The 21,291-nt window shown below is 52.7% G+C and carries 13 protein-coding genes and 1 pseudogene; 3 read left to right on the top strand and 11 right to left on the bottom strand.

Annotation, left to right across the window (positions count from 1 at the left end; translation table 11 throughout):
* Positions 1-51: 51 nt before the first annotated feature.
* The 3 genes and pseudogenes from AC2YI2_RS14105 to AC2YI2_RS14095 all read right to left on the bottom strand — a co-directional run.
* Positions 52-228 (bottom strand): annotated as a pseudogene (locus tag AC2YI2_RS14105) (transposase); the annotation flags it as partial.
* Positions 229-352: 124 nt separating this feature from the next.
* Positions 353-1,486: a dTDP-4-amino-4,6-dideoxygalactose transaminase gene (gene rffA, locus AC2YI2_RS14100; protein ID WP_487387106.1), complete on the bottom strand. Its 1,134-nt coding sequence runs from the start codon at positions 1,484-1,486 to the stop codon at positions 353-355.
* Positions 1,487-1,754: 268 nt separating this feature from the next.
* On the bottom strand, positions 1,755-7,859 hold the full coding sequence (locus AC2YI2_RS14095; RefSeq protein WP_487387251.1) for a glycosyltransferase: 6,105 nt from the start codon (positions 7,857-7,859) through the stop codon (positions 1,755-1,757).
* A 307-nt stretch (positions 7,860-8,166) separates the two neighbouring features.
* Here AC2YI2_RS14095 and AC2YI2_RS14090 point away from each other — a divergent pair, with 307 nt between their 5' ends.
* On the top strand, positions 8,167-8,907 hold the full coding sequence (locus tag AC2YI2_RS14090; RefSeq protein WP_487387105.1) for a class I SAM-dependent methyltransferase: 741 nt from the start codon (positions 8,167-8,169) through the stop codon (positions 8,905-8,907).
* 143 nt (positions 8,908-9,050) lie between these two features.
* Positions 9,051-9,794, top strand: coding sequence for a class I SAM-dependent methyltransferase (locus AC2YI2_RS14085; RefSeq protein ID WP_487387104.1), 744 nt, complete (start codon positions 9,051-9,053; stop codon positions 9,792-9,794).
* A 633-nt stretch (positions 9,795-10,427) separates the two neighbouring features.
* On the opposite strand, the gene AC2YI2_RS14080 is transcribed toward AC2YI2_RS14085, so the two are convergent.
* From AC2YI2_RS14080 to AC2YI2_RS14045, 8 genes are all read right to left on the bottom strand, one after another.
* A complete protein-coding gene (locus AC2YI2_RS14080) occupies positions 10,428-11,645 on the bottom strand; it encodes a glycosyltransferase (protein ID WP_487387103.1) in 1,218 nt (405 codons plus the stop codon).
* Positions 11,642-12,400: a class I SAM-dependent methyltransferase gene (locus tag AC2YI2_RS14075; RefSeq protein ID WP_487387102.1), complete on the bottom strand. Its 759-nt coding sequence runs from the start codon at positions 12,398-12,400 to the stop codon at positions 11,642-11,644. Before AC2YI2_RS14075 ends, AC2YI2_RS14080 begins: the two co-directional genes overlap by 4 nt.
* An 8-nt stretch (positions 12,401-12,408) precedes the next feature.
* The gene (locus AC2YI2_RS14070) at positions 12,409-14,466 is read right to left on the bottom strand and encodes a glycosyltransferase (RefSeq protein WP_487387101.1); all 2,058 of its coding nucleotides are present in this window, start codon (positions 14,464-14,466) and stop codon (positions 12,409-12,411) included.
* Entirely contained in the window at positions 14,456-15,850 is a 1,395-nt protein-coding gene (locus AC2YI2_RS14065) for an HlyD family type I secretion periplasmic adaptor subunit (RefSeq protein WP_487387100.1), read from the bottom strand. Before AC2YI2_RS14065 ends, AC2YI2_RS14070 begins: the two co-directional genes overlap by 11 nt.
* Positions 15,851-15,852: 2 nt before the next feature.
* Positions 15,853-17,574 carry a type I secretion system permease/ATPase gene (locus AC2YI2_RS14060; protein ID WP_487387099.1) on the bottom strand — a complete coding sequence of 574 codons (1,722 nt, stop codon included), beginning with the start codon at positions 17,572-17,574 and terminating at the stop codon, positions 15,853-15,855.
* 39 nt (positions 17,575-17,613) lie between these two features.
* Complete coding sequence (locus tag AC2YI2_RS14055) at positions 17,614-18,903, bottom strand: glycosyltransferase (RefSeq protein WP_487387098.1); 1,290 nt, start codon at positions 18,901-18,903, stop codon at positions 17,614-17,616.
* 16 nt (positions 18,904-18,919) lie between these two features.
* On the bottom strand, positions 18,920-19,483 hold the full coding sequence (locus tag AC2YI2_RS14050) for a hypothetical protein (RefSeq protein WP_487387097.1): 564 nt from the start codon (positions 19,481-19,483) through the stop codon (positions 18,920-18,922).
* Between the two features lie 65 nt (positions 19,484-19,548).
* A complete protein-coding gene (locus AC2YI2_RS14045; RefSeq protein ID WP_487387096.1) occupies positions 19,549-20,082 on the bottom strand; it encodes a hypothetical protein in 534 nt (177 codons plus the stop codon).
* Positions 20,083-20,736: 654 nt separating this feature from the next.
* Here AC2YI2_RS14045 and rfbC point away from each other — a divergent pair.
* Positions 20,737-21,291, top strand: a complete 555-nt coding sequence (gene rfbC / locus AC2YI2_RS14040) for a dTDP-4-dehydrorhamnose 3,5-epimerase (RefSeq protein WP_487387095.1) — start codon at positions 20,737-20,739, stop codon at positions 21,289-21,291.

Here is a 21,291-nt window from a genome sequence, read left to right as displayed (position 1 = left end):
CTCCAGAATGGATTAGAGTCCGGCCCATTGAGACGGACGAATGAAGAAGCAGAGAGCCTTCAGCCGTTTGGTCTCCGCCGCTTCCATGCCACAATACTTCGAACGCCACTTGCAGAAAGTCGCGTCGCTGGCGCCGTATTTGCGGCACAGCTCAACAGCCGAGAGCCCGGCCTGATGCTCCTTCAGAATACCGATGATCTGCTCATCGCTGAAACGGGAACGCTTCATTCTCTGAACCTTCTCCGGAGAACAGACTAACCTCAAACCGAGGACATTCCAGTGGAGCAGGTCAGCCAATGCGATGTCCCCATTGCCACAGACCGCTCTTTACTAAAAATCTGCCGAAGTAGTGCTAGGAAAGTTTAATCTGCTCCAGCGTCTTCTCTATGACCCACTCGACCTCCGCGTTTGTCAAATTTGCGTGCAAGGGCAGCCGGACAATACTCGAAGACACTCTGTCGGTGATGGCGAGCTCCCCGGAGGTTTTCGAATATTTTGCACCCCCAATACTGCTGTGCAACGGCACATAGTGAGACGCTGCCGCGACGCCGCATTCGCGCAAGCGTTGAAGCAAGGTCTGTTGGTGCAGGTGCGATGGAGTAGTTATGTAGTAAATGTGCGCGTTATGTTCCGCTCCCTGAGGTATCGTAGGCGTGGCATAATTCCCGAACGTCGCCAGATTGCGAAACGCAAGGTGATATTTTTCCCAAATTTCAAGCCGACGCTTAGTTATTTCCGCCGAACGCTCTAGTTGAGCAAGAAGAAGCGCTGCTATAATATCGCTAGGAAGATACGATGATCCAATATCAACCCATTCATATTTCATGGTCTCGCGGCGCAAAAATTGGGTCCTATTCGTGCCCTTTTCCCGAATGAACTGAGCTCTCTTCCTTAGCGCTGCGGAGTTAACAAGAAGCGCGCCGCCCTCGCCAGAAACAACATTTTTTGTTTCGTGGAAGCTCAAACAACCCAGTTCCCCAAAAGTTCCTAGTGGTCGGCCCTCATAATTCGCTCCAAACCCTTGGGCGGCGTCTTCGATGACCAAAAGCTCGTAGTGACTAGCCAGTTCACAGATTTGGTTCATCGCGCAACCGACGCCTGCGTAGTGAACTGGCATGATTGCCCGAGTGTTTTGTGTGATGGCTGCTTCGATCTTTGTTTCATCAATATTGAGCGTGTCCGCGCGAATATCAACGAACACCGGCACGCCCCCTCGCAAAACTACTGCGTTGGCAGTTGAAACGAACGTGAACGAGGGCATTATGACTTCATCGCCCGGCCCAATATCGGCCAACATAACTGCTGCTTCGAGGGCTGCGGTACAGGAGTGCATTAGTAGTGGCATTCCACTATATATCTTTTCAAGAAACGCGCTACAACGCTCTGTAAATGGACCGTCTCCCGAAATATGGGAGCTCGCTAAGCATTCTCTAATATACTGGAGCTCGAGGTCGCCAAGTTGAGGGCGGTTAAATTTCACGTTCATTTCTTACTCCAACAGGCCTTTGATCGGAAGAGGTTACAAACCCCGATTTCGGTCCAAGACGAAAGTTGACGGTCCATGATTCCCCCCAAAAAACATATGGTGGGCTTATCACATCGTTTTCAATCAAAGGACCCGAACTCGTCCAAATTGAGATGTCTGGCTCTAAGGGGGTCCGCTGCTGTCCAGAAGATCATCCAGTCAACCAAAGTCAACTGTATTATAGCGCGCTTCGTTGACGCTCTTGGAAAGGCGCCATGCAAGAGATTCCCTATGTTATCGCACTCGTATCCCGCGTATTATCAAGGCTAACAACCCTGACGGGGCGCGCCTCAAACCTTGTCACGTTACTGGCACTCAGGAACTCTAAGACAGATATGCCTTTATCCAACAGACGTTTTGTAAAAATCGCGATTTGATTAAAGTCTCCTGTGAAAACGACCGGACGCCCCTTCTCCGCATGCTGGTTCAATTTTGAAAGAACGGTGTCAAGTTCGGCTTTTGCTACGTGAGACAGATCAACGACCACAATTGGCGGCGGCGATAGATCACTCTCCTCAGATTGGCCAGGAACCCAATCCTTCGAACGAACGACCTGAGCCTCGCGGCAAATTGGGAGCAGAGCGCTTACCAATGGCTTGCCACCATCCAAGCAGGTAACCTGCGGCCTTCTTTGCAAGGCCCCAGATAGGCTCAAGCAGCGCATTGCCGATCGCTCAAAGGCAGAAGATCCGCATTGGGTACAACTAAAGTGGGATTCGAAATCGTATTTCTCGCCACGCCAATTGCAGATGTTGCAGTGCGCGCCGTCGCCGTTCGCGATCCCAGCGAATTGATTAGCCTGAGCGCTTGTCAGAGCGTGCATCGCCAGAGTGTCTTCATGGATCAATGTCTCTGGGCCCGGCCATGTATTCGCGCTTATTGAGTAAATGCCGGGTATATCCAGCAAACCTACACCGCTGCTTTCCAGAAAATAAGAATACTCAATATCGGTGCCATTGTGGGGAACTGCATCGCTGAAGCCACCAAGTTCCGCAAAGGTCGATCGCCGGATGACTAGTAGTCCACCTTGGAGATGCCGCATGAGCCGCTCGGGATTCTCTCGGGCGAAGTGCTGATTCCTCCATTCATCAAAGCTCGGGTATGTTGTGTATTCTCGGCCGGTCCTGAAATTCGGGACGGAGATTAGATATCCACCCATTCCAGCATCAGGAACTGCATCCATTGCATTAATAATGGCCAAATCCCATCCGTTTTGAAGGATAAATCCTTCCTTGCTGCACAGGTAGACAACGTATTCAGACGAGCCCGCGCAAACGCCGATGTTGGTGCCAGGACCCACGTAAACATTAACCGGCAACTCAATCAAATTGAAATTATGCCTGTGGCCATAACGATTTTCTAGCGCCTCAACGAACGACGGCTGGCTATTGTTATCAACAATGATCAAGTTGAACGGTACTACCGTATGCTCATAAAGCCGGTCAATAATGTCTAAAGTTGTTTCCATATTACTGTGTTTAGGCGTATCGTAAGTAACGAGGACAACGTCAATGCTGCGCGAGCGCCAAACATTAAACAAGCTATTCATCATACGCTCAACGCTAGCAAAGCCGCGAGCACGTTCCTCGGCACGCTGAAGCAGTTGTGCTTTTGCCAACTCACCGAGCGAAAGCGCTCGATTTATCGTACCAGCCAAGCTGGTTGAATCGGCGGGACTTGCTAAGAAGCCGTTAACGCCGTCGACAATTAGGTCGGGGATATTGGCAAGTTTGGTTGTAACCACTGGAATACCCGCCGCCATTGCCTCTAGCAAGACAGTGGGAAGCCCATCCATATCTCCATTCTCTGCCTCGACACACGGCAATACAAAGAGGTCGGCATCGAAATAAGCGCGGTGCAGTTCTTCTGTGTTGTTAAGGGTGCCCTCAAAGTAAACATTTGTAAGATTATAATTTAAGGCGAGATTCTTCAGATCGGCCTCCAGTGGGCCATAACCATACAATACTATGTCGCAATGCCTAAGCTGAGTCGCAGCTTCAATGAGATACTTTAACCCTTTCTTCTCGATGAAGCGCCCTATGGAAATGATCTTAGGACGCTGAGTATTCCTGCGACCCCGATAGCGGGGAGGCAGCCCTACGGCTTGACGTTCCATCAACATCTTGGACATCGGGACACCCTGCTCAGCCAGAAATCTGCGATGGAACTTTCCGAGTGTAATCAGTCCAAGACACAATGGATCCGATGCGATCTCCCCGATACGGTTGCGACGACGATTCTCGAAATGAGAAATATCAACCCCGCCAGGCATAAAGGTAAACGGAATACCGGTCGCGCGAGCCGCGGGCCAGGTCAACAGCGTGGTTGCCGGATATGCGAACGGTGAGTGCATAATGGTGCACTTATCACGCACGAGCTTTTCAGCGAGGGATTCCGCCGTGTCAATTTGCTCCGCCTGAATTTCAAAATCGAGGCTGGCCGCAACGTCTGGGGACGTTTTAAAGTAGACGCGCACGTCCACTCCCGCAGAAACCAACCAGCGAAGTTCGTTCAAGACAAACGTTTGGGAAAGCGCTGGAAAGTCCCATATTACGTAGGCCACACGTAGTGGCACCACGCCGTATCGCAGGCGTTCTAGATGATGCTTTCGAATGACGTGCGACCAATTACTTTGCCAGTTCTCGCTATAAGTGACATTGTTGAGGTTCACCTTATCAAGATAATAATCCACCATGCTTACAGGAAGAAAAGCAGGAGGATGGGAGCGTGTATAACGAATGATAAGTTCCCAATCTACCAGTCTCGTCATTTCCACATCAAAGCCTCCCAATCGCTTCACTATAGATCGGCGATGGACAAAGCAGTTGAGGTCGATAAAGTTGCGTTCGAGCAGTTTTGGTCTATCGAATACCTCTCCGACGATCGTCTCGGCTTTTTGATCAGCATCATGGTAGTTCTCTGCACAATATGCCGTACCAAGTGCAGGACATGCGGCGAACAGCGAAGCCATTATCAGGCAATAAAATCGATGCCACGTGTTGTCAGTGTCAAGATAGGCGACTAGGTCACCAGTCGCTGCATATAAGCCCGCGTTGCGCGTCGCACACAAACCCTCATGAGGACGCGCAATGATAACTAGCTTGCGCTCTTCAATTTCCGCCGCGAAGTTATCTCTGATCGTCGCGACGGTATCGTCGCTACTTCCGTCGTCAACGACAATTAGTTCGTGCACACCATACTCTTGCTGGAATACAGATTGAATAGCCGCGGAAATAACGTGCGCGCGGTTCCAAGCCGGCATTACTACCGAGATCCTTAAGGGATTCGAAGCTAATATTTCGCGCGCGCGCTCCAACACATCAGGGAAAATGTCGTCCGCCTTCTGCACTTCATCTCCCAGCTGATTAAGCAGAGAAATGCTTTTGGACCAATTTGGTCCGTACCAGCGGTCGGATGTAACGAGTTTGCCGCCTTCGCTTCCCTTTTCAAACCGTCGCGCCGGCGACGTTTGGGTCTGGCCGCGGCGATATCCGATATTGACGAAATAAAGGAACGGATCTTCAAAATTTGAGGTCTTGAAGCCATCTGACGTCGCCGCATAGAAATCGGGGTCGAAATCCGGATGAGGGCGCCTACCCATGTCGCGCCCATCCGATAAGTAATCTATAAGTGGGTTAAAGCGATCTTTACCGGCAGTACTATAAGTCTTAATGTACCAAGCGGTATCAAAAAAAGGACTTGGTGAATACACCGGTTTCCATCCGTGACGTAAATAATGTTGTATCGGATTCACATTAGCAGCTTTAACATCAGGATGCCGCTTGAAATAGAACTCGGTATCGAACAAGGGGTGCGGCGACCTGCTTTCAACGGCGCCATATTTTATGAAATGAAAAAATGGGTTAATTCCCTCAACAGCAACGTCAGGATTTCGCTCTAGGTAATATGCGTTGTCAAACAGCAAATTGGGCTGCTTATTCAAGCGCCAACCCCTTATGACGTAGTCATAAATAGGGTCTAAACTGAGCATGTCTGCCTCCGGCGCGTGCCGGAGATAATAAGCCGTGTCGAAGATTCTACTTTCCTGGAGGCTCCTAACTACTGTTTTGTCGACGCCTGGCAGTTCTACGGCACCTTTCATTGCGATCTGCAATATCTGGTGAAGAACCTCATTCCTTGATCCCGCGTATTCCGACTCTCGAGCTATTGCAAAAATGTCTACTGCGCTATTGATACGTCGTTCTTCATAATAACCATGCTGGAGAAAATGCAACAGGGGATCAAAGTTCTCAGCGGCGACGTCTGGATGCGCCTGCAGATAGTAATCGCTGTCGAAAAATGGATTTGGGAACGCGCGTCCTTCTTTGCTGCGACTATAGTGCAAGAGGGGATTCTCGTGGCGTGACAAATCTTGATTTGCCCGGCGATACCAAGTCGTTGAGAAAAAGCAATTCGGGTCACGCCCCTCAAAGCATCCGACCAGAGCGTAGTGCAGGAGCGGGTCAATCTTTGTCCGAGCTAATTCTGGATATGCATTGAGGTACCATTCCTCATCAAATAGGCCGGTGTCTGCGATACCCGATAGCAGAGCTTCCGTCTCCTGCCTAGAGTACTCCGGGGCCCCGGCATTCTTGGCGAGCACCGACAGCATGCGCTTAGAAGTTGATCGTGTTGATTTGCGATCTGCCAAATCGCTCAGGGCAACCTCAGCCGTTGCTCTATACATTTCTGCCTGAGAGGTGAGCAAGGCCTTGCCAACAGCAGCGGCACGTTGCTGCATCGAACTGAAATATTCCAGACGATCTTTTTCATCCTTGATCGTCGCAATGTTCGACCGAGCATTATCTAGGTCGACACGAAGGAGAACCTTGCTGCGTTCCTCCAGTGCGATTGCGGATTTCCAGTCTTGGGTGGCGAGGTTATATTTCTCCTCTTCCTCCCTCATCCTTTTTTCGAACTCTTCTCGGTCTTCGTCACGTACACGCCTGAGTTCCGAGAGCTGCTCTTGTGCCTTATCTAGCCGATCGCGTATGGCTGCATTCGTAGCCATCATTTCCGCAACTGCTTCATGTAGTTTGACCTCGCGGTCGCGCTGAGATTCCAGTTGGCTCACTGTTCTCGCGAATTCGTCCACCCGCAAGGTCAACGCCGTCACAGTCTCATCGACTTGCGCGAAACGGGCATCTACCGTCGAAAGCCCCGTCGATGCGGCCTCTCGAAAATGCCCCAAGTGCGCCAATTCGTCCTCGAATTGTGCGACCTTTCGGATTTGGTCCTGAAGCAACCGGTCTAGAGAAGCCACTGTCACCTTGACGTCCGATGCATCTCCTGCCTGCGCCCCGCTTTCGACGTGGTTCGGAGTCTGTTCCCCCTCTATTTTGCGGAGCATCTCAGCCAATGCTTGTTGAGCCTCTGAAATCTCAAGGCGGATTTGCCGGTTCTCCTCCTCCGCGACGCGTATCGTCGCGTCTTTGTCAAGAGCTTTGGCCTGCTCGACGCGATAGTAGTGTTCGTAGTGAGCGGCCTTCAGTTCGTTCTCAACCGCCTCGGCCGCGAATGAGCGGGCAGAAATTGATAGCAGATCGAACTCTGCCCTTATTTTGTCGAGTTGCCTAAAGATCTCTTCGCTCTGGGACCCGTTAGAAATCTGCTGCAGGAGCCGGTATGCGCGCTTTACCCATGGGTGCACGTGCTTTGAGGCAGGTAGCGCGTTATCATCGGAGTTGTGATGCTTCAGATTTGAATCAACAAAACTGTCAATCTCATCTCTTAACTCCGAGTTAACTTCACGAAGTTCTATTTTCAACGCATCCGCTATCTTAGCGATGGTCACATCCCAATGTTCGACCATTCGGCTAAATTCAACAAAAACACGTGGGAGGCGTCGGGAGTTGGCTTCTGCTTCAAGCATGTACCGAAGCCAGAGAAAGTGAGCTGCACTTGCAGGCATGGCGCTTCGATTAAATAGGGAGGCAGCCACGTCGAGCGGGTTTCTCAGACAAACAACAGCTCTGACCTGAATGTTCGCCGCTCCGCACGCCGCCTCCCACTCGGGCAACAGTCGACTGAATCGCGGATCCTTTAGAGCGAAAAGTTTCGCGTCGGCGAAGTCTTGCGGGAGATATCTGATAGCCTGCTGAATGAGTTGGTCCCGCGCAACAGCTCCATCGGACGTGGCTTCTAACTTCGTCCAATCTTTCCAGGATGTTTTTGCTTCACGGAAGAACCGCTCGTTGAGGTCGTAAACGTCCTCCGACTCCCAATGCCCCTTCGGATTTGCTTCTGTGGGACCTAAGAGTTTAGGTGATAAACTAACGCCGAGCATATTCAATACTCTTGTTAGGAGCGAGGTACCCGATCGGTGCATTCCCATTATTAGTATGCAGGTCTGTATCTCATTAGAAGACTTCACAATCATTGAAACGCAATCCATTCAATTCGCCACTATTTGCGTTTGTTTGCTCTCGGTGAAATTTCACAGCAGAGTCGCTACAATTCTTGTAAACGATCGGCCAGCATAATAAAATGACGAATACCGCTCGGGAGCATATTGTCAACGCCTCCACTCCGATACGTTGCACTCGCCGGACAGAATGCGGTTCCCGCGGGGCGACTTCATGGGTTTGACGCTTGGGGAGGTCGCGTGATATTGGCCTGACTCATTTCGAGGAAGCCACGATATGCCAAAGACAGATAGTGCCCAGTTGCACCGCGATCGCTACGCCGCGATGAGTGCTCAAAAGGATTTACGTACGGCTGCTTTTGATATGGTCGGTGGGGGAGATTACGAAAAGGTTGGATTCACCGAGAAATCGCTATTGGATATGCATGCGCCGTTACCCGCCGGCGGGTATTTGATTGATATTGGATGTGGGCCTGGCCGCCTCGCGCGATACCTGAAGAATCGACTGGATTTAAAGTACCTTGGCACCGATGTTGTCCCCGAACTTTTGGTCGTGGCCCGGGAAGAGTGCCAAAGACCTGATTGGTCGTTTATAGCTGTTGACGGGTTTTCGATTCCTGCAGGTAACAATGTCGCAGACGTGGTAGCAGTATTTTCTGTCTTCACGAATATATATCCTGAGCAAGCCCACCTAATCGTCGGAGATGCTTTTAGAGTGCTGAGGCCGGGCGGGACGTTTCTGGCTACCTACTTCGATATTACTGATGAAAGAACTCAAAACATCTTCCTTGATTTCGTGAAACATCAGCGAAAGCGTATCGATCCACTTGTCTTCCTCGATCGAAACTATCTTGAGTTCTTTACTACATCTGTCGGCTTCACGGAAGTCAGGCACTACCTGCCCCACGAAGCCACGATGGCGGCACCAGAAGGTGCGACGTTGCTGGATGGACGAGTAATAACCGGCCAAATGGATCTTGGCCAGGCGGTGACCATCGCACGTAAACCGCTGTGTTAGGTTCTTCCTGAGGATGTCTTGGGTGTTTTGTCCCAGGACATGTGGCTGGATGATCGAACTAAAGTTGCCGGCCGTTGTTGTGTTAAACTGGCAATTGTAGGCGTCACGCGGATCGTCACTGCAAGCTCAATGAGGATAGAAAATTGAATTCCGATCGGGTGTCTGAGCTCAAGAGCTATATTTTCCACTACCAGGACCATTTCGATAGATATTTTTCTCCGCTATGCGACTTAAAGTCCTCGAGAATACTTGTGCTTGGATCGGGATGGGGCGCTGAAACATTTTGGGCGCTTCAGAATGGCGCAGACTTTGTGCTAGGAGTAGATCCGGCCGAGCGAGATACAATTCCGCTCATTGCGGCTTTGAACGAAAGAACGGTTCACTACGCTGGTCGTTTTGAGCATCGTCGCGCCACTCTGAAAGAGCTCGACAAAAAGGAGTTCGGGCCTTTCGACATCGTGATAAGCAATAATGTGATGGAGCACGTATTTGATCTTGCGGGAACTCTTGAGTCATGCCGAGAGTGGATTCCAAATCGGGGCGGCCGAATAGTGATTTTTACAGACCCGCTTTTTTACTCTAGTGCTGGCGCACATCTCGAAACGACCCCTTGGGGACATTTGACCGAAAACCAGAATGAACTTCAGCAAAAGGTGTTGCCTTCCGAGTGGGAACATTACCGAAATGAGCTAAATGGGATGACCATTACTACGTTTCTTAATGCGGTAAGAGAAGCTGGTCTTTGGATCGATTCATTTTCCGTGGTAAAAGACAGATATACTTCCAGATTTAACCAGTACTCTTCTGCAATACCTCCAGGTATTAAGCCCATGGATTTGCTCTGCGAGGGGATTTGCTGTTCGCTTGGCTTCCCCCATAATATATGACGACATGCTTGATCGCGGTCAGTTTAAGCGAGTCCTGCCGTTCGTCGAGATCGACAATGTTCGCAGCCCAGCTGCCTTGGCGATGCTCTTCCAGGGCAGTGTGCATCGGCCTTTGCGCTGCACTTCAGCACGAATGACCCCCGCTACCGCGATCTCACCAGGTATAGACATTGACCGCAGTCCACTTGGTAAGGCCCCGCCGGTCGACCACACCCGCCTTTTCTTCATCGCATTGTCTCGAGGGTGATCGATGCGCCAAGTGGCACATCGCCGATTAGCTGCGCCGACCTGTTTGCGCGCCCGAAAAAACTCACGGCGGCGCGATATCGCCTCGTTTAGGAGTGGAAGGTGTCACGATGAAGCGCGAGCCACTCAATGGCGGCCTCCATAGCGGGCGAATTGCCGCCCAAACTATGCCCAAGCAATGGGCTGGAAACTGCCGAATTCGGTGACAGAGACGGGTGATCGGTATCGAGAGTATCAGCGTGTTGCGGGTTGCTACTCGTGTTCACACCGAAGGCGTCAAAGGTTCGATCCCTGTCACGCCCCATCGAATTGAATTTGCAGATTCCGGACCGTGGCGTGCTAAACTAAAATGTATTGGAAACTCGCGCCCCTACGCCATACTCGCGATTACTCGGCCGCCTCCTGGGAGGCTGGTTTGTCACGTTTCGCCAGCACGGCTGTTGCTACCGCCTCCATGGCGTATGAAAGGGCCAAGGGGTCGGAGGACTCCGCCATTATCCCGGTGTCATAACGTCGGAGGATCTCAGCAGCCCCACCGTGAGGATAGGAAACAATATCCCTCTTATGGTGCATCGCCTCATAGATGACCAACGGCGCGTTTTCCCACCATACCGACGGGAAGACAAGGCATTCGAAGGTTCCGAAGACTCGCGGAATGTCACATTGCCGATATCGGCCGTGATACTGTACGAGTCGCCCCAGTTCCTTCTTGGAACGGTCGATCCGATCCGTGAGCGCCTTATCTTCGAAGAGCTGCGATCCATGGACATGCAGGCGAAACTTGACGGTGCCCCGCTCGGCAAGCAGGTCGCAGGCGTCCAGAAGATCAGGCAATCCCTTGATGGCTGAGATATTGCCCATATAGCCGAACTGAACCTCGTCGCCCACGACCCGCGGCAGCGGTGTGGGCTCGACGTCCGGTCCGAAGTAGCCATTCTCAAGAAATTCGATAGGCGTGCGCAGTTTCAGGTGGGCCTCGACCTTCTCCTTCAGGAAATGGGACGGCGAGAAGATCCGGTCGCAGAGGGCAAGGGCGTTTTCGAATGAAAGCCGCCGCATCGTGAAATCGTTGAGCGTATACTGCGGCATGGACTTCAGATACTGGCGGGTGTCCGGTCCATCCATGCGGGAGCGGGTGTCGTGATCATAGAGTTGACCGTTGTTCGCGCAGATGACGTAGTAATCATGAAGCGTGAAATAGATTTCGGCCTTGGGCAGCATCTGCCGGATGAGGAAGAGCGATTCGAGACCGAAGTTCAGGAGGTGATGGATATGAACAATATCCGGCTTGATCTCCGCGACATAGTTCTTGAGCTCCCATAGGAAACCGCCGGAATCGTACTGGGCAAATTCAAACCGGTTGAAGACATAGGCAAAGATCACCGATTCCCTTTGATCTGGGGTGATCGCGACCATCTGTGTTCCGAGATTGGGCGTCAGATGGAGTTTCTCGGCCGCGCCGAGAAACCAGCTATCATAGTCTCGCTTTAGTGCCTCATGGTGAAGTGCCAAGGCTACGAGCTCTGTCCCACCCGGCGAAAAGCTCGGATGGTTGTGGGCAATCTGGAGTATTCTTTTGCCGGGCGGATAGATGAAAGATTTCATGCCAGAATCAGATCCTGATACCACGGTCCCGCTGCGCCCTGCCATCGACCTCTGAGTATCTCGAACGGTCGGCCCAGATTCTCACGGAGAACGTTGCTAAGATAATCGGACTGATAACACACTGCCGCGAGCGGCGGGGCTTCTGAAATGTGCCGTCTCGAAGGATTGCGTGCATCTGTCTGGTCGAAGCGGACAAGATGCCTATCCGAATCTGGCGGGTGTTCGCCATCAAACACATAGACTGTCGCGAATAGTTTTCCTTCGGGCTTCAACACGCGTCTGATTTCACGACAATAGGCGGCTATGTCGTCTTCGTATAGGTGTGTGAAGATCGACGTCGCGATGACGAGATCGGCGGCTACATCTTCCATCGGAAATTGATAGTCCGCAGGCTTGATCTTGCCGTCCTCGTTGTAGAGTTCGTTGAAAAGGTCGGCCCAGATGAACTGAAAGTTCGGCAAATCCGAATAGGCCTTTCTGCACCAGGCCACGCCACTCGGCACCGGTTCGAAGCCAACATAGCGACCTCTTTGCTGATCGAGGTAAAGGCTCAGACCGCTTGCCATACGGCCAATACCGCTCCCAATATCGAGCACTGTACCGTCGACCGGCAACCGACCAATCTCTACGAAATATTGCAAAAACTCGCCGGCAATCTCGGCATAAGGTCCATCGCCCACGAAGATGAGGCTGGCGTCTGGAACAGGCGCGCGTCCCTTTCTCAAACCTAACAGGGCCGCTTCGAGTCTTGCCATATCCATACTCAAGAAAACTCCGCCATCAGGCTGGCAAGCTGTTTGTCCCAGCGGCTCGTATGTAGCGCACGATTGTAGATCGTTGAGCGACGATCATGACCATCCACAATCTTCGGCATGGATTGACGCTCGAAATGGTATAGTGAGGCCGATGCCAGATAGAGGCATCGCCCGCCGCGTTCACGCAACTTCATGCACAGGTCGCTGTCTTCGTAATCGCCCAGGACATAGTCCGATGTGAAGCCGCCGACCTCAAGGAATTCCGCTGTCCGGAGGATCATGCATGCGCCGGTTACGCCAGGCACCGCTCTCGACTCGGTCGCCGGTGCATAATCGCGACCGTAGCCTTTCCAGTAATGCAGGTTCTGCCAATAGCCGTGAGGGAACTTTTGAAAATACATCCCCGCATGCTGCAAACTGTCATCGGCATAAAGTAGCTTCGGTCCCACGACCGAATAGCTCGGCGCGCTACTCAGCGTCTCCAAAGCTGCCTCGATCCAACCAATCTCGGACGGGATCACATCCGAATTCAGCAGCACGAGGTGTTCGCCCTCCGCCTCCGCTGCTGCGGTATTGTTGGCTGACGCGTAGCCGCCATTGCGGTCAAGTACCACGAGTTCAATGTCGAGATTTGTCCAGGTTTTGAAACCTTCGAGCAGATTTCGCGCCTCGTGTACGAGACGCGGATCATCCAGGGCATAAATTATTTGGCAGCTCTCTCTAATATATGCGTCGTTGACGAATGCCATCAGCTGCGTGCGTATGAAGCCAAGCTGGGCATAGAGTGGAATGACAACGCTAACTTCTCTCTTTGACTTGGGGCCAAAAGAATGTTGCGATCTTATTTCTTGCTTCGCATTCAGTTTGCTCTGAAGAGGGCCTAGAGCGGGAGCGTAAGCCGCATAGAACAATTCGCGCGAAAAGGTGCGGTCTTCGATCGTTGCAAGTATGGTGTCGCGAATCCTCGTCGTGTCATAGCTCACTTTGGGTCCCGCGAGCATTTGATGAATTCCGCCCCTCATGTTTGCCTTCAGGCGAATAAGAAGTGGCTGGCTATCAAGCTCTCCCGGGACAAAGGCACGAAATCGCTTCGCCAGTACCCGTTTGCCATCCTGTTCCCACACCTCCTCGGCAAGCTGCCAATGGTCTCTTACATCGGGCTCCTCGAGCCTTTGATCCAAGAGTAGCAGCTCAACTAATCGCTCCTCTGGATCCACATACCATCCTGAAACAAAATATCCGCTTGGCAATTGAAACGCTGTGTCGATCCGGAGATGGAACCCCCAGCCCGGATCGGAGATCGCTATCGGCAACGCCTCACGCGCGAACAGTTCCGAGAACTTTGCGCGCATCGGCCTGCAACATTGATAGAACATTTGCAGGACATCGGGAGCTTCGCCGCTGTTCCGGCGGAAAACTTCTTCGGCCGATGCGGAAACGACAGGTTTCACTGGTAACACAGACACCTTGTCGTCATTCAGAACGACAATCCTGCTTGGATTGAAAGCAGGATCCAACTCAAATGAAGTGAGCCGCAGCTTTGCATGCGGTCGCGCAAGAAGGCGACCATGTTGCTTTACCCGAACGCGTTGGAGAGACGACGCGTTGCCGACGTAGACAGCCAGCGCATCCGGAAGCTCCAGCGCGCGGGAGTGAATAAGGACCGAGGTCTCGGCGCCGGCGATCTGGTGCAGAACCGTTAGGCCCGCATCGGCTTCGCGGTGGGAGACGACTTCAAAGAGGGTTTCGATCGTGCTTGGATCTTGATCGACCAGCGAGCCCTCCGCGTTCGCGCCGAATACTTGCGCTAAAACCCCGTCAAGATCCGTTCGCGATAGGCTTCTCGATTTCAGGTAGTCGGGTAGTGAGATAACGCCGGCATCCGCGAACCTTTCGGGTTCAGCATGCACAAGAAAATGTGCTCGTCCTCCGAGCATAACCACGAGGCTATCGGAACCTTCCTCAGAGGATTGCGCCTTTGCGTCGCGAGGCTGCTCAGCCAACAGAAATGTTCGTTTGCCGACAGCGATCACGTTCACGAGAGGGCCAACCAAATTATTGTTCACGAAATGCTCTCGTAAAGCTCTTTGTCAGAGGAGAGATCAGATAAGTAAGTGCAGTTCTCTGGCCGTTGACGACATAAATCTCTGCAGTCATGCCTGGATAGAGAAAGAGGTTTGGCTGTTTTGCAAGCTCCCCATTGTCCAGCTTGACCCGAATAGCATACGTGGTTTCGCCAGTCGCCGGATCGGTGACAGAGTCAGCTGCAACATAGCTCACCTTCCCCTTAAGGGGGAACGCTTCGTCGGCGCCGAAACTTTTGAGATGGATCTCAGCCGGCGCATCGAGATGAATGGAGTCAATATCCATCGCCCGCGCTTTCGCTTCGATAACAAGTAGCTGGTTCGAAGGAACGATGTCCATGATAGGGCTGCCGCCCGTCACGGCAGACCCAGGGGTTACGACCTTGATGTTGGAGACCGTCCCGTCCTGTGGCGAGCGAATTGCGGCCTTGTCGACAACGTCTGCAGCGCTCACAATCTCCTGTTGCCCGCGCGCGATATCAGTATGGACCTGCTGCAATTCTTCGGAAATCGATCGGAGGTGTTCCGTCCTGAGGTTTGAAAGCGTCAATTTCGCTTGAGCCAATTGTTGCCTGTTCTGGCCCATTGCCGCTTCGCTCTCAGCCACGCGGCTTTTCATCTCCCAAAGCTGGATCCGCTTTTCATTAAGCTGAGGCCTGGTCGCGAGCTTCCTTTTCTCCAATGAGGTGAGTAGATCATCGTCCTTCTGCAAATAGGCGAGTTGCTCCTCCTGAGCATTCTTCTTAGCTTGATACGAAAGATAAAGGATTTCGAACTGCTCCACTTGAGATTGCGCAGAGGCAACCAGATCGATGTATTGGCTTTGCCGTTCCTTAAACAACCTCTCTTCGGTCTCAACAAGCTGCGAAGCAGCCTCCGATGACATGCCTTGGGGCACGTCACCGGCATAGGAAAAGCTCTTGCGCTCATCACGCTCTGCAATCAGTCTCGCCATCTTGACCTTATTGATGAAGAGTTGCTGACGTGCCTGCAATTCAACGGATCGGCTTCTCGTAATCTCAAGCGTGGCAAGGAGATCGCCCACACGAACGCGTTGGCCTTCACGAACCATTATTTCCTTGAGCGTGCCGCCTTCCAGATGCGTCACCGTCTTCGTGTAACTCTCAGCTATGACTTTGCCGGGGGCGGCAGAAGCCTGAGCTACTGGCGTGAAATAGGCCCAGACGAGAAAGCCGCCGACGCCGATGACGAGCGTTGCTATTCCACTGATAATAGGGCCGCGCAGGCTAACAGTCCGTGCGCTCTCTTCGTCAACGATGATGCTCCATTCGTCCTGCAGTTCTGCAGGGATAGAGGCCTTGGACGTGAGCTCCGCCTGCCGAGGCGGGATTATGATTTCCTTCATCGTCAATCTTCCCGTTTACTCACGAGGTGTATCGAGGATGCGCGCGCGCTGCTGCCAATCGCGCTAACAACCTCGGTTCGGGGGCCAAACTGCGTTATCCTGCCGTGTTCCAAAATTAACATCTTGTCCGCGGCGGACATGACCGAGGGTCGATGTGCAATCATGATGACGATGGCGCCCCTTTGGCGGGCCTCTGCGACCGCCGAAATGAGCGCCTGCTCGCCAACCGCATCAAGGTTCGAATTGGGTTCGTCCAAGATGAGCAATTTGGGTTCACCGTAGAGCGCCCGGGCAAGCGCAAGTCGCTGCAGCTGACCACCGGACATCAGATGCCTACCTTCGACGATCGGTGTGTCGTATCCGTGCGGAAGGCGTCCGATAAGATCGTGAATTCCAGCCGACTGTGCAGCCCGGATCACGATCCTTGGATCGCCTTCCTGCATCCGAGAAATGACCTGCCGAACCGTTCCATCGAGAATAGACAAGGATTGCGGCAGATATCCGACGGCACGCCCGAAAGAACTTCGCTCCCAAAGAAAGGTCGAGTGACCGTCGAGATAGACGCCGCCGACCGTTGGCTTCAGAATGCCAGTTAGGCAGCGGGCCAACGTTGATTTCCCAGCTCCCGATGGTCCCGCGATACCTAGGACTTCGCCAGGTTCAATTTCAAAACTCAACCCTCTGAGTACTGGAACTTCTCGCCCATCTGGCAAATAAACTAAGTTCTCAACGACCAGTGCGCCGTCGCCCACGGGGGCAGGCATGGACTGACGAACGGACCCCTGCTCCTCAACGAGATTCTTGATTCGACCCCACGCATGAGCAGCACTGACCCAAGAATGCCATGTCTCGATCATCCCTGCGAATGGCCCAACCGCCTGCGAGGTAAGGATCATGCCAGCAAATAGCACTCCCGGGCTCACTTCACCTGCTAGGACCAGGAAAGCACCGGTTGCAACGGTTACCATCTGGAGGCTTTTTTGCAGCCCTTTCGTAATCGCAAGCAAGACGCGCGCGCGGGTATGGGCCATATATGCCAGATCGAGCATCTCGACCTGCGACCGTCGCCAGCCACGTACCAGTGCAGGCAACATTCCCATGGCCTCAACGGCCTCTGCGTGCCTCAAGGAGTTTGCTACCTCCTGAGCATGATTTTGCTCCGCGTCCCGTGCGTCACGAAGGGAATTGCGGGTCAGGACGTCCGTAATGACGTTCAGCGAGATCATCACGACGATGAAGCCGACAGCGACGAAAAAATATACAGGGTGAACGAAATAGATGGTGATCAGAAATATGATGGACCACAGAGCATCAAGCGGCATCGAAATCGAATTGCTTGCAATGAACGCTCGCAATTCGGAAATGTCGCGTATCGCATTGCCGCCCGCGCCGACGCCACCGCCGATCGATCTCAGGACGCCAGCCTGAAGCGCGGGAAGGTTGAGCTTTTGAGCTATGCCGTGGGCGATAGCGCTGTAAGTCCAAGACCGGATGAAGTCCAACAGCGAATAGACAATTACGCCGAGGATCCCAATGATGATCAAGCCATATAGCGTGTCGTAGCTCTTAGCCGGGATGACCCGGTTATAGACTTGAATCATGAAAATGGGGCCGACCAGCATTGTTAGGCTTGTAAAAAAGCTTATGAACCCCGCAAACAGAAATCCGCGCAGAAATGTCCTTCGCGCGGACTGCAGCAATTCTAAGCTTGAAACTTGTGCCATCTATGCCATTGCCTCTGAATCTCGAAAATGACCATACCGCTAACCGGTCGTGATTTCACTAGAAATATGCCCTTTTGTTCCCTGTTCGACGGACACTGACGGGCGACTGTTCAGCGCCGACTGGACCAATTCGAGGTGAGCTGCAAGAGCTGCCTTGAGATCCCAGCTTCCAATCACCCGCTTTCGCGCGCTGGCTCCACAGTTCGCACGCAGTTGCTCGTTGTCCAGCATCATAAACACCCTCGAGGCTATCTCATGAGGGTCATTGAAATCGGCCAGCAACCCTTCTTCGCCGTCGTCGATAAACTCCCAGATCGGCTCAGTGTTCGAGGCTACAATCGCACAACCACACGCCATTGCCTCAAGCGCTGACCAAGATAGAACAAATGGCGCCGTCAAATACACATGGACGGCAGAGACTTGAAGGACGCTTACGAAATCGTCGTAGGAAACCGATCCAGTGAAATGGGTGCGATCACGATCGATGTTAGCCTCAGCCATGACAGATTTGAAATAGGCGTCCGTACCAGGGCCGGGTCCGTAGTAGGTTAGTTGATCGCCAACGATAATAGCCTCGAGCGTCGGATCGGCGGCTTGAAGCAGGCCCAGTGCATCCATGAACTGCTTGAAGCCGCGGAAGGGATCTGCGCCACGCCCCACGTAAGTTACGACCCTATCCCCCTTCGAGAAGTTCCTGCCTGAAGGTGCCGAAAATTGAGCTGCCGGATCAGGGCTCAGGCGACTTGCATCAATGCCATCCGGAACAACATGAATCGACTGGCGGATGTGCTTAGGAAACTGCTGGCGCTGCCAAGACGTCGGTGCCACCATAATATCTGCGCGTGTCAGATCCCACAGAATTGGCCCGTTTAGAAGTTCAGTTCCAACTCTTCCATCGACATTTCGAGGTCCTGTAAAAAACTCAGCACCATCCTCGGCATTTCGATAGAACCACTCGCAGTATTTAAGGTATACGGCATCAGGAAAAACATTATGGACGAATGCGCCCAGCCCAAACCCGCTATGACTGTAGACGACATCTGGCGCCCACCCATTGTTTAGCAGGCGCTTTGCGGCGTTGGCAGTCGCTGTGGCCGAGCGGATGAAGTTATCCAGCCCGCGTAAATATGGTTTCTGGTTCGAGTCGAGAGATGCGAGTGCACGCACGTCGTAGTCTAGAAGTCTCGTAAGCTCGGCGGGATACTGTTTACGCAGGTCTTCAGAGCCCATATGAATAACGGCGACTTCATTTTGCCCGTCACTCAAATAATGCTCTATCAGCTTCGAAAACTGGCCAGGCGCCTTGGGATGAATGAACAGAACCTTCATTCAAAGCCCTTTCACTTCAGAACAATCCAAAGAACCGCTTCCGTCGCTTTTTTGCATTATTTTCAACCAAGCGCCTTACCATTTCATCGATCCGGAGCAGTGAAACCTCTGCAGTATCAAGGCGCGCATTGAAGTCTTGGAGGGTTTCACTAATCCGCCCCGTACGATCCTCGATCTGCTGGTTCAGCGAGCCGCGGAATTCTCGCTCGAAGGCCTGGGAACGTTGCGCCATCGCGGCGAACAGCGTGTCATAGCGAGCGACGAGTATGTCATATAGTTCAGAAAACTTATGCTCTTCGGCGTCCGCAAACGCCAGAGTGGCACTACAGTCTGTACCGATCGCTCGGACCTCGAAGCCTGTCAAGGTTTGATGGGGGGGGAGGTCGATTTCGAACGCATGATCGCCCGCGCCAAAGCCGCCAGACTTGAGGTCGGCACGAAACCGGTCAGCCGATCCACGCGCGACCACTGACCCATCATGGACGATTTCTATCGACAGACACTCGGAAAAATCTCTGTCATCCGCTGCCCACCCAAAAACACGGTGATTTCCAACTTTGTCGACCCGTCCCAAGATCATCCGAGTATTGAACCTCCAAAAAAAATCCCCGCAAAGCGGGGATTTTCATCCTAAGTCGATGTTTCTCAGCTGACGTCGAAGTGGTCGCCTGGATTCTTCTTGAGATCCTTGAGATCAACGTTCAAGAGTGTGATCTTATTGCCATCGCCGAGCTTAATGACCACGTTGTCACCGTCTTGCTTGGCGTGCTTGAGCACATCCTTGGCATTTTCAAATCTATCGTAGCCGCGGAGCTTGATCACGTCGTTCTTGAGGTCGAAGCCGTCAATGACGTCTTTACCGCTGTCGCCCTTGAAAATGAACGTGTTTCCGTCACCACTGACCTTAGCGACGTCGTCTGCGTCGCTGGAGACCATATAGTCGTTGCCGCCGCCGCCGGTAACGGTGCTGCCACCACCTGACACATCAACAAGATCGTTGCCGTCGCCCGTGTTGACCTTGCCCTCGAAATCTCCGAGGATAACCGTGTCGCCACCTTCGCTGCCCTTCACCGTCACATTGAAGCTGCCGGTATCGCCGGACAGGTCAACATAAAGCGGATCATTCGGATCGGTGGTGATTTTTGGATCGCTTGCATCTACACCAGTCACTGTAGCCATGGTCTGATTCCCTCTTTGCGCACCTGCTAGTGTCCCGTTTGCCATGTTTGGAAGGCTAATTCAACCACTTAAATGCGTGCGAGAAAAAAAACAATCAAACGTATTACGTTTGTTCACAATGAAGTCGTCTTACCGCTTCAAATTTCAAACTGCTTCGTTCATGTATTACTCGGCGGAAAGCCGACAGGCTCTGGCGTTCATTCAGTAAATGCCAGAGTGAACACGACGTTTCACTCGACCGATTCCTTTCTGCCTATTGATGCAGGTTGAATATGCGCAGCGCGGACTTCCACAGAGCGAAATGCGGGACTGAAGGATGACGAATAGGTGCATGCGATGAGGAGACTCGAACTATGTTGATGGGAACCCGCAATGGTCTTCGGAAGTCGCTCGGCGGCGCCCGTTGCCGGTTCCTGTTGACCTAGTAATCCAGCGGGGTCTCGCCCTCGTAAATTTCACGCCACGCTTCGAACACGCGGTCTCGATGCGGTGGCTTGCATGGCCTTGACTGGCCTCCAATGTTGGAATAGCGGAGCCGAGGGCTGCCTTTGAACTTAACGGTTTCCGTCGGCAGTTCTGCCGTCGGGCGCGCACAAATATTCACTTGCTGCCGAACTTCTTGTAGGTAGGGGCTGGACGAGGCAGGAATGCAACATGGATTTCGAAACGGTCGACATTCAGGGACCTCTGTTGGTCAAGCCGACCAAGATTGGTGACGCGCGGGGCTGGTTTGCAGAGACGTTTCGCCACGACAAATTTTCCGACCTCGCTGGTCCGGTGAACTTCGTTCAGCACAACCATTCAATGTCCGCCGCCGTCGGAACGGTACGTGGCCTCCATTTTCAGATCGAACCACGTGCGCAAGGCAAGCTGGTAAGTTGCTTGAAGGGCACAATATTGGACGTCGCCGTTGATATCCGCCGCTCGTCGCAGAGTTTCGGCAGACATGTGTCGGTGGAGCTAAGCGCAGAAAACGGTCATCAGCTGTGGGTCCCTCCGGGCTTTGCCCATGGTTTCGTGACGCGGAGCAGCGATGCCGAGGTATTCTATCTGGTAACAGACTATTATAGTCCGTCCCATGACCGTGGGTTGCTCTGGAGCGATCCTGCTCTCGCCGTGGATTGGGGAACCTCGGAAGGCGACGCGGTCCTGTCTGACAAAGATCGAAAATGGCCAGAGCTCGCGAAGCTGCCAGAAACTTTCACATGA

It is taken from the genome of Rhizobium sp. SRI_017, assembly GCF_057586295.1.
This window is presented reverse-complemented; position numbering and strand designations above follow the sequence as displayed.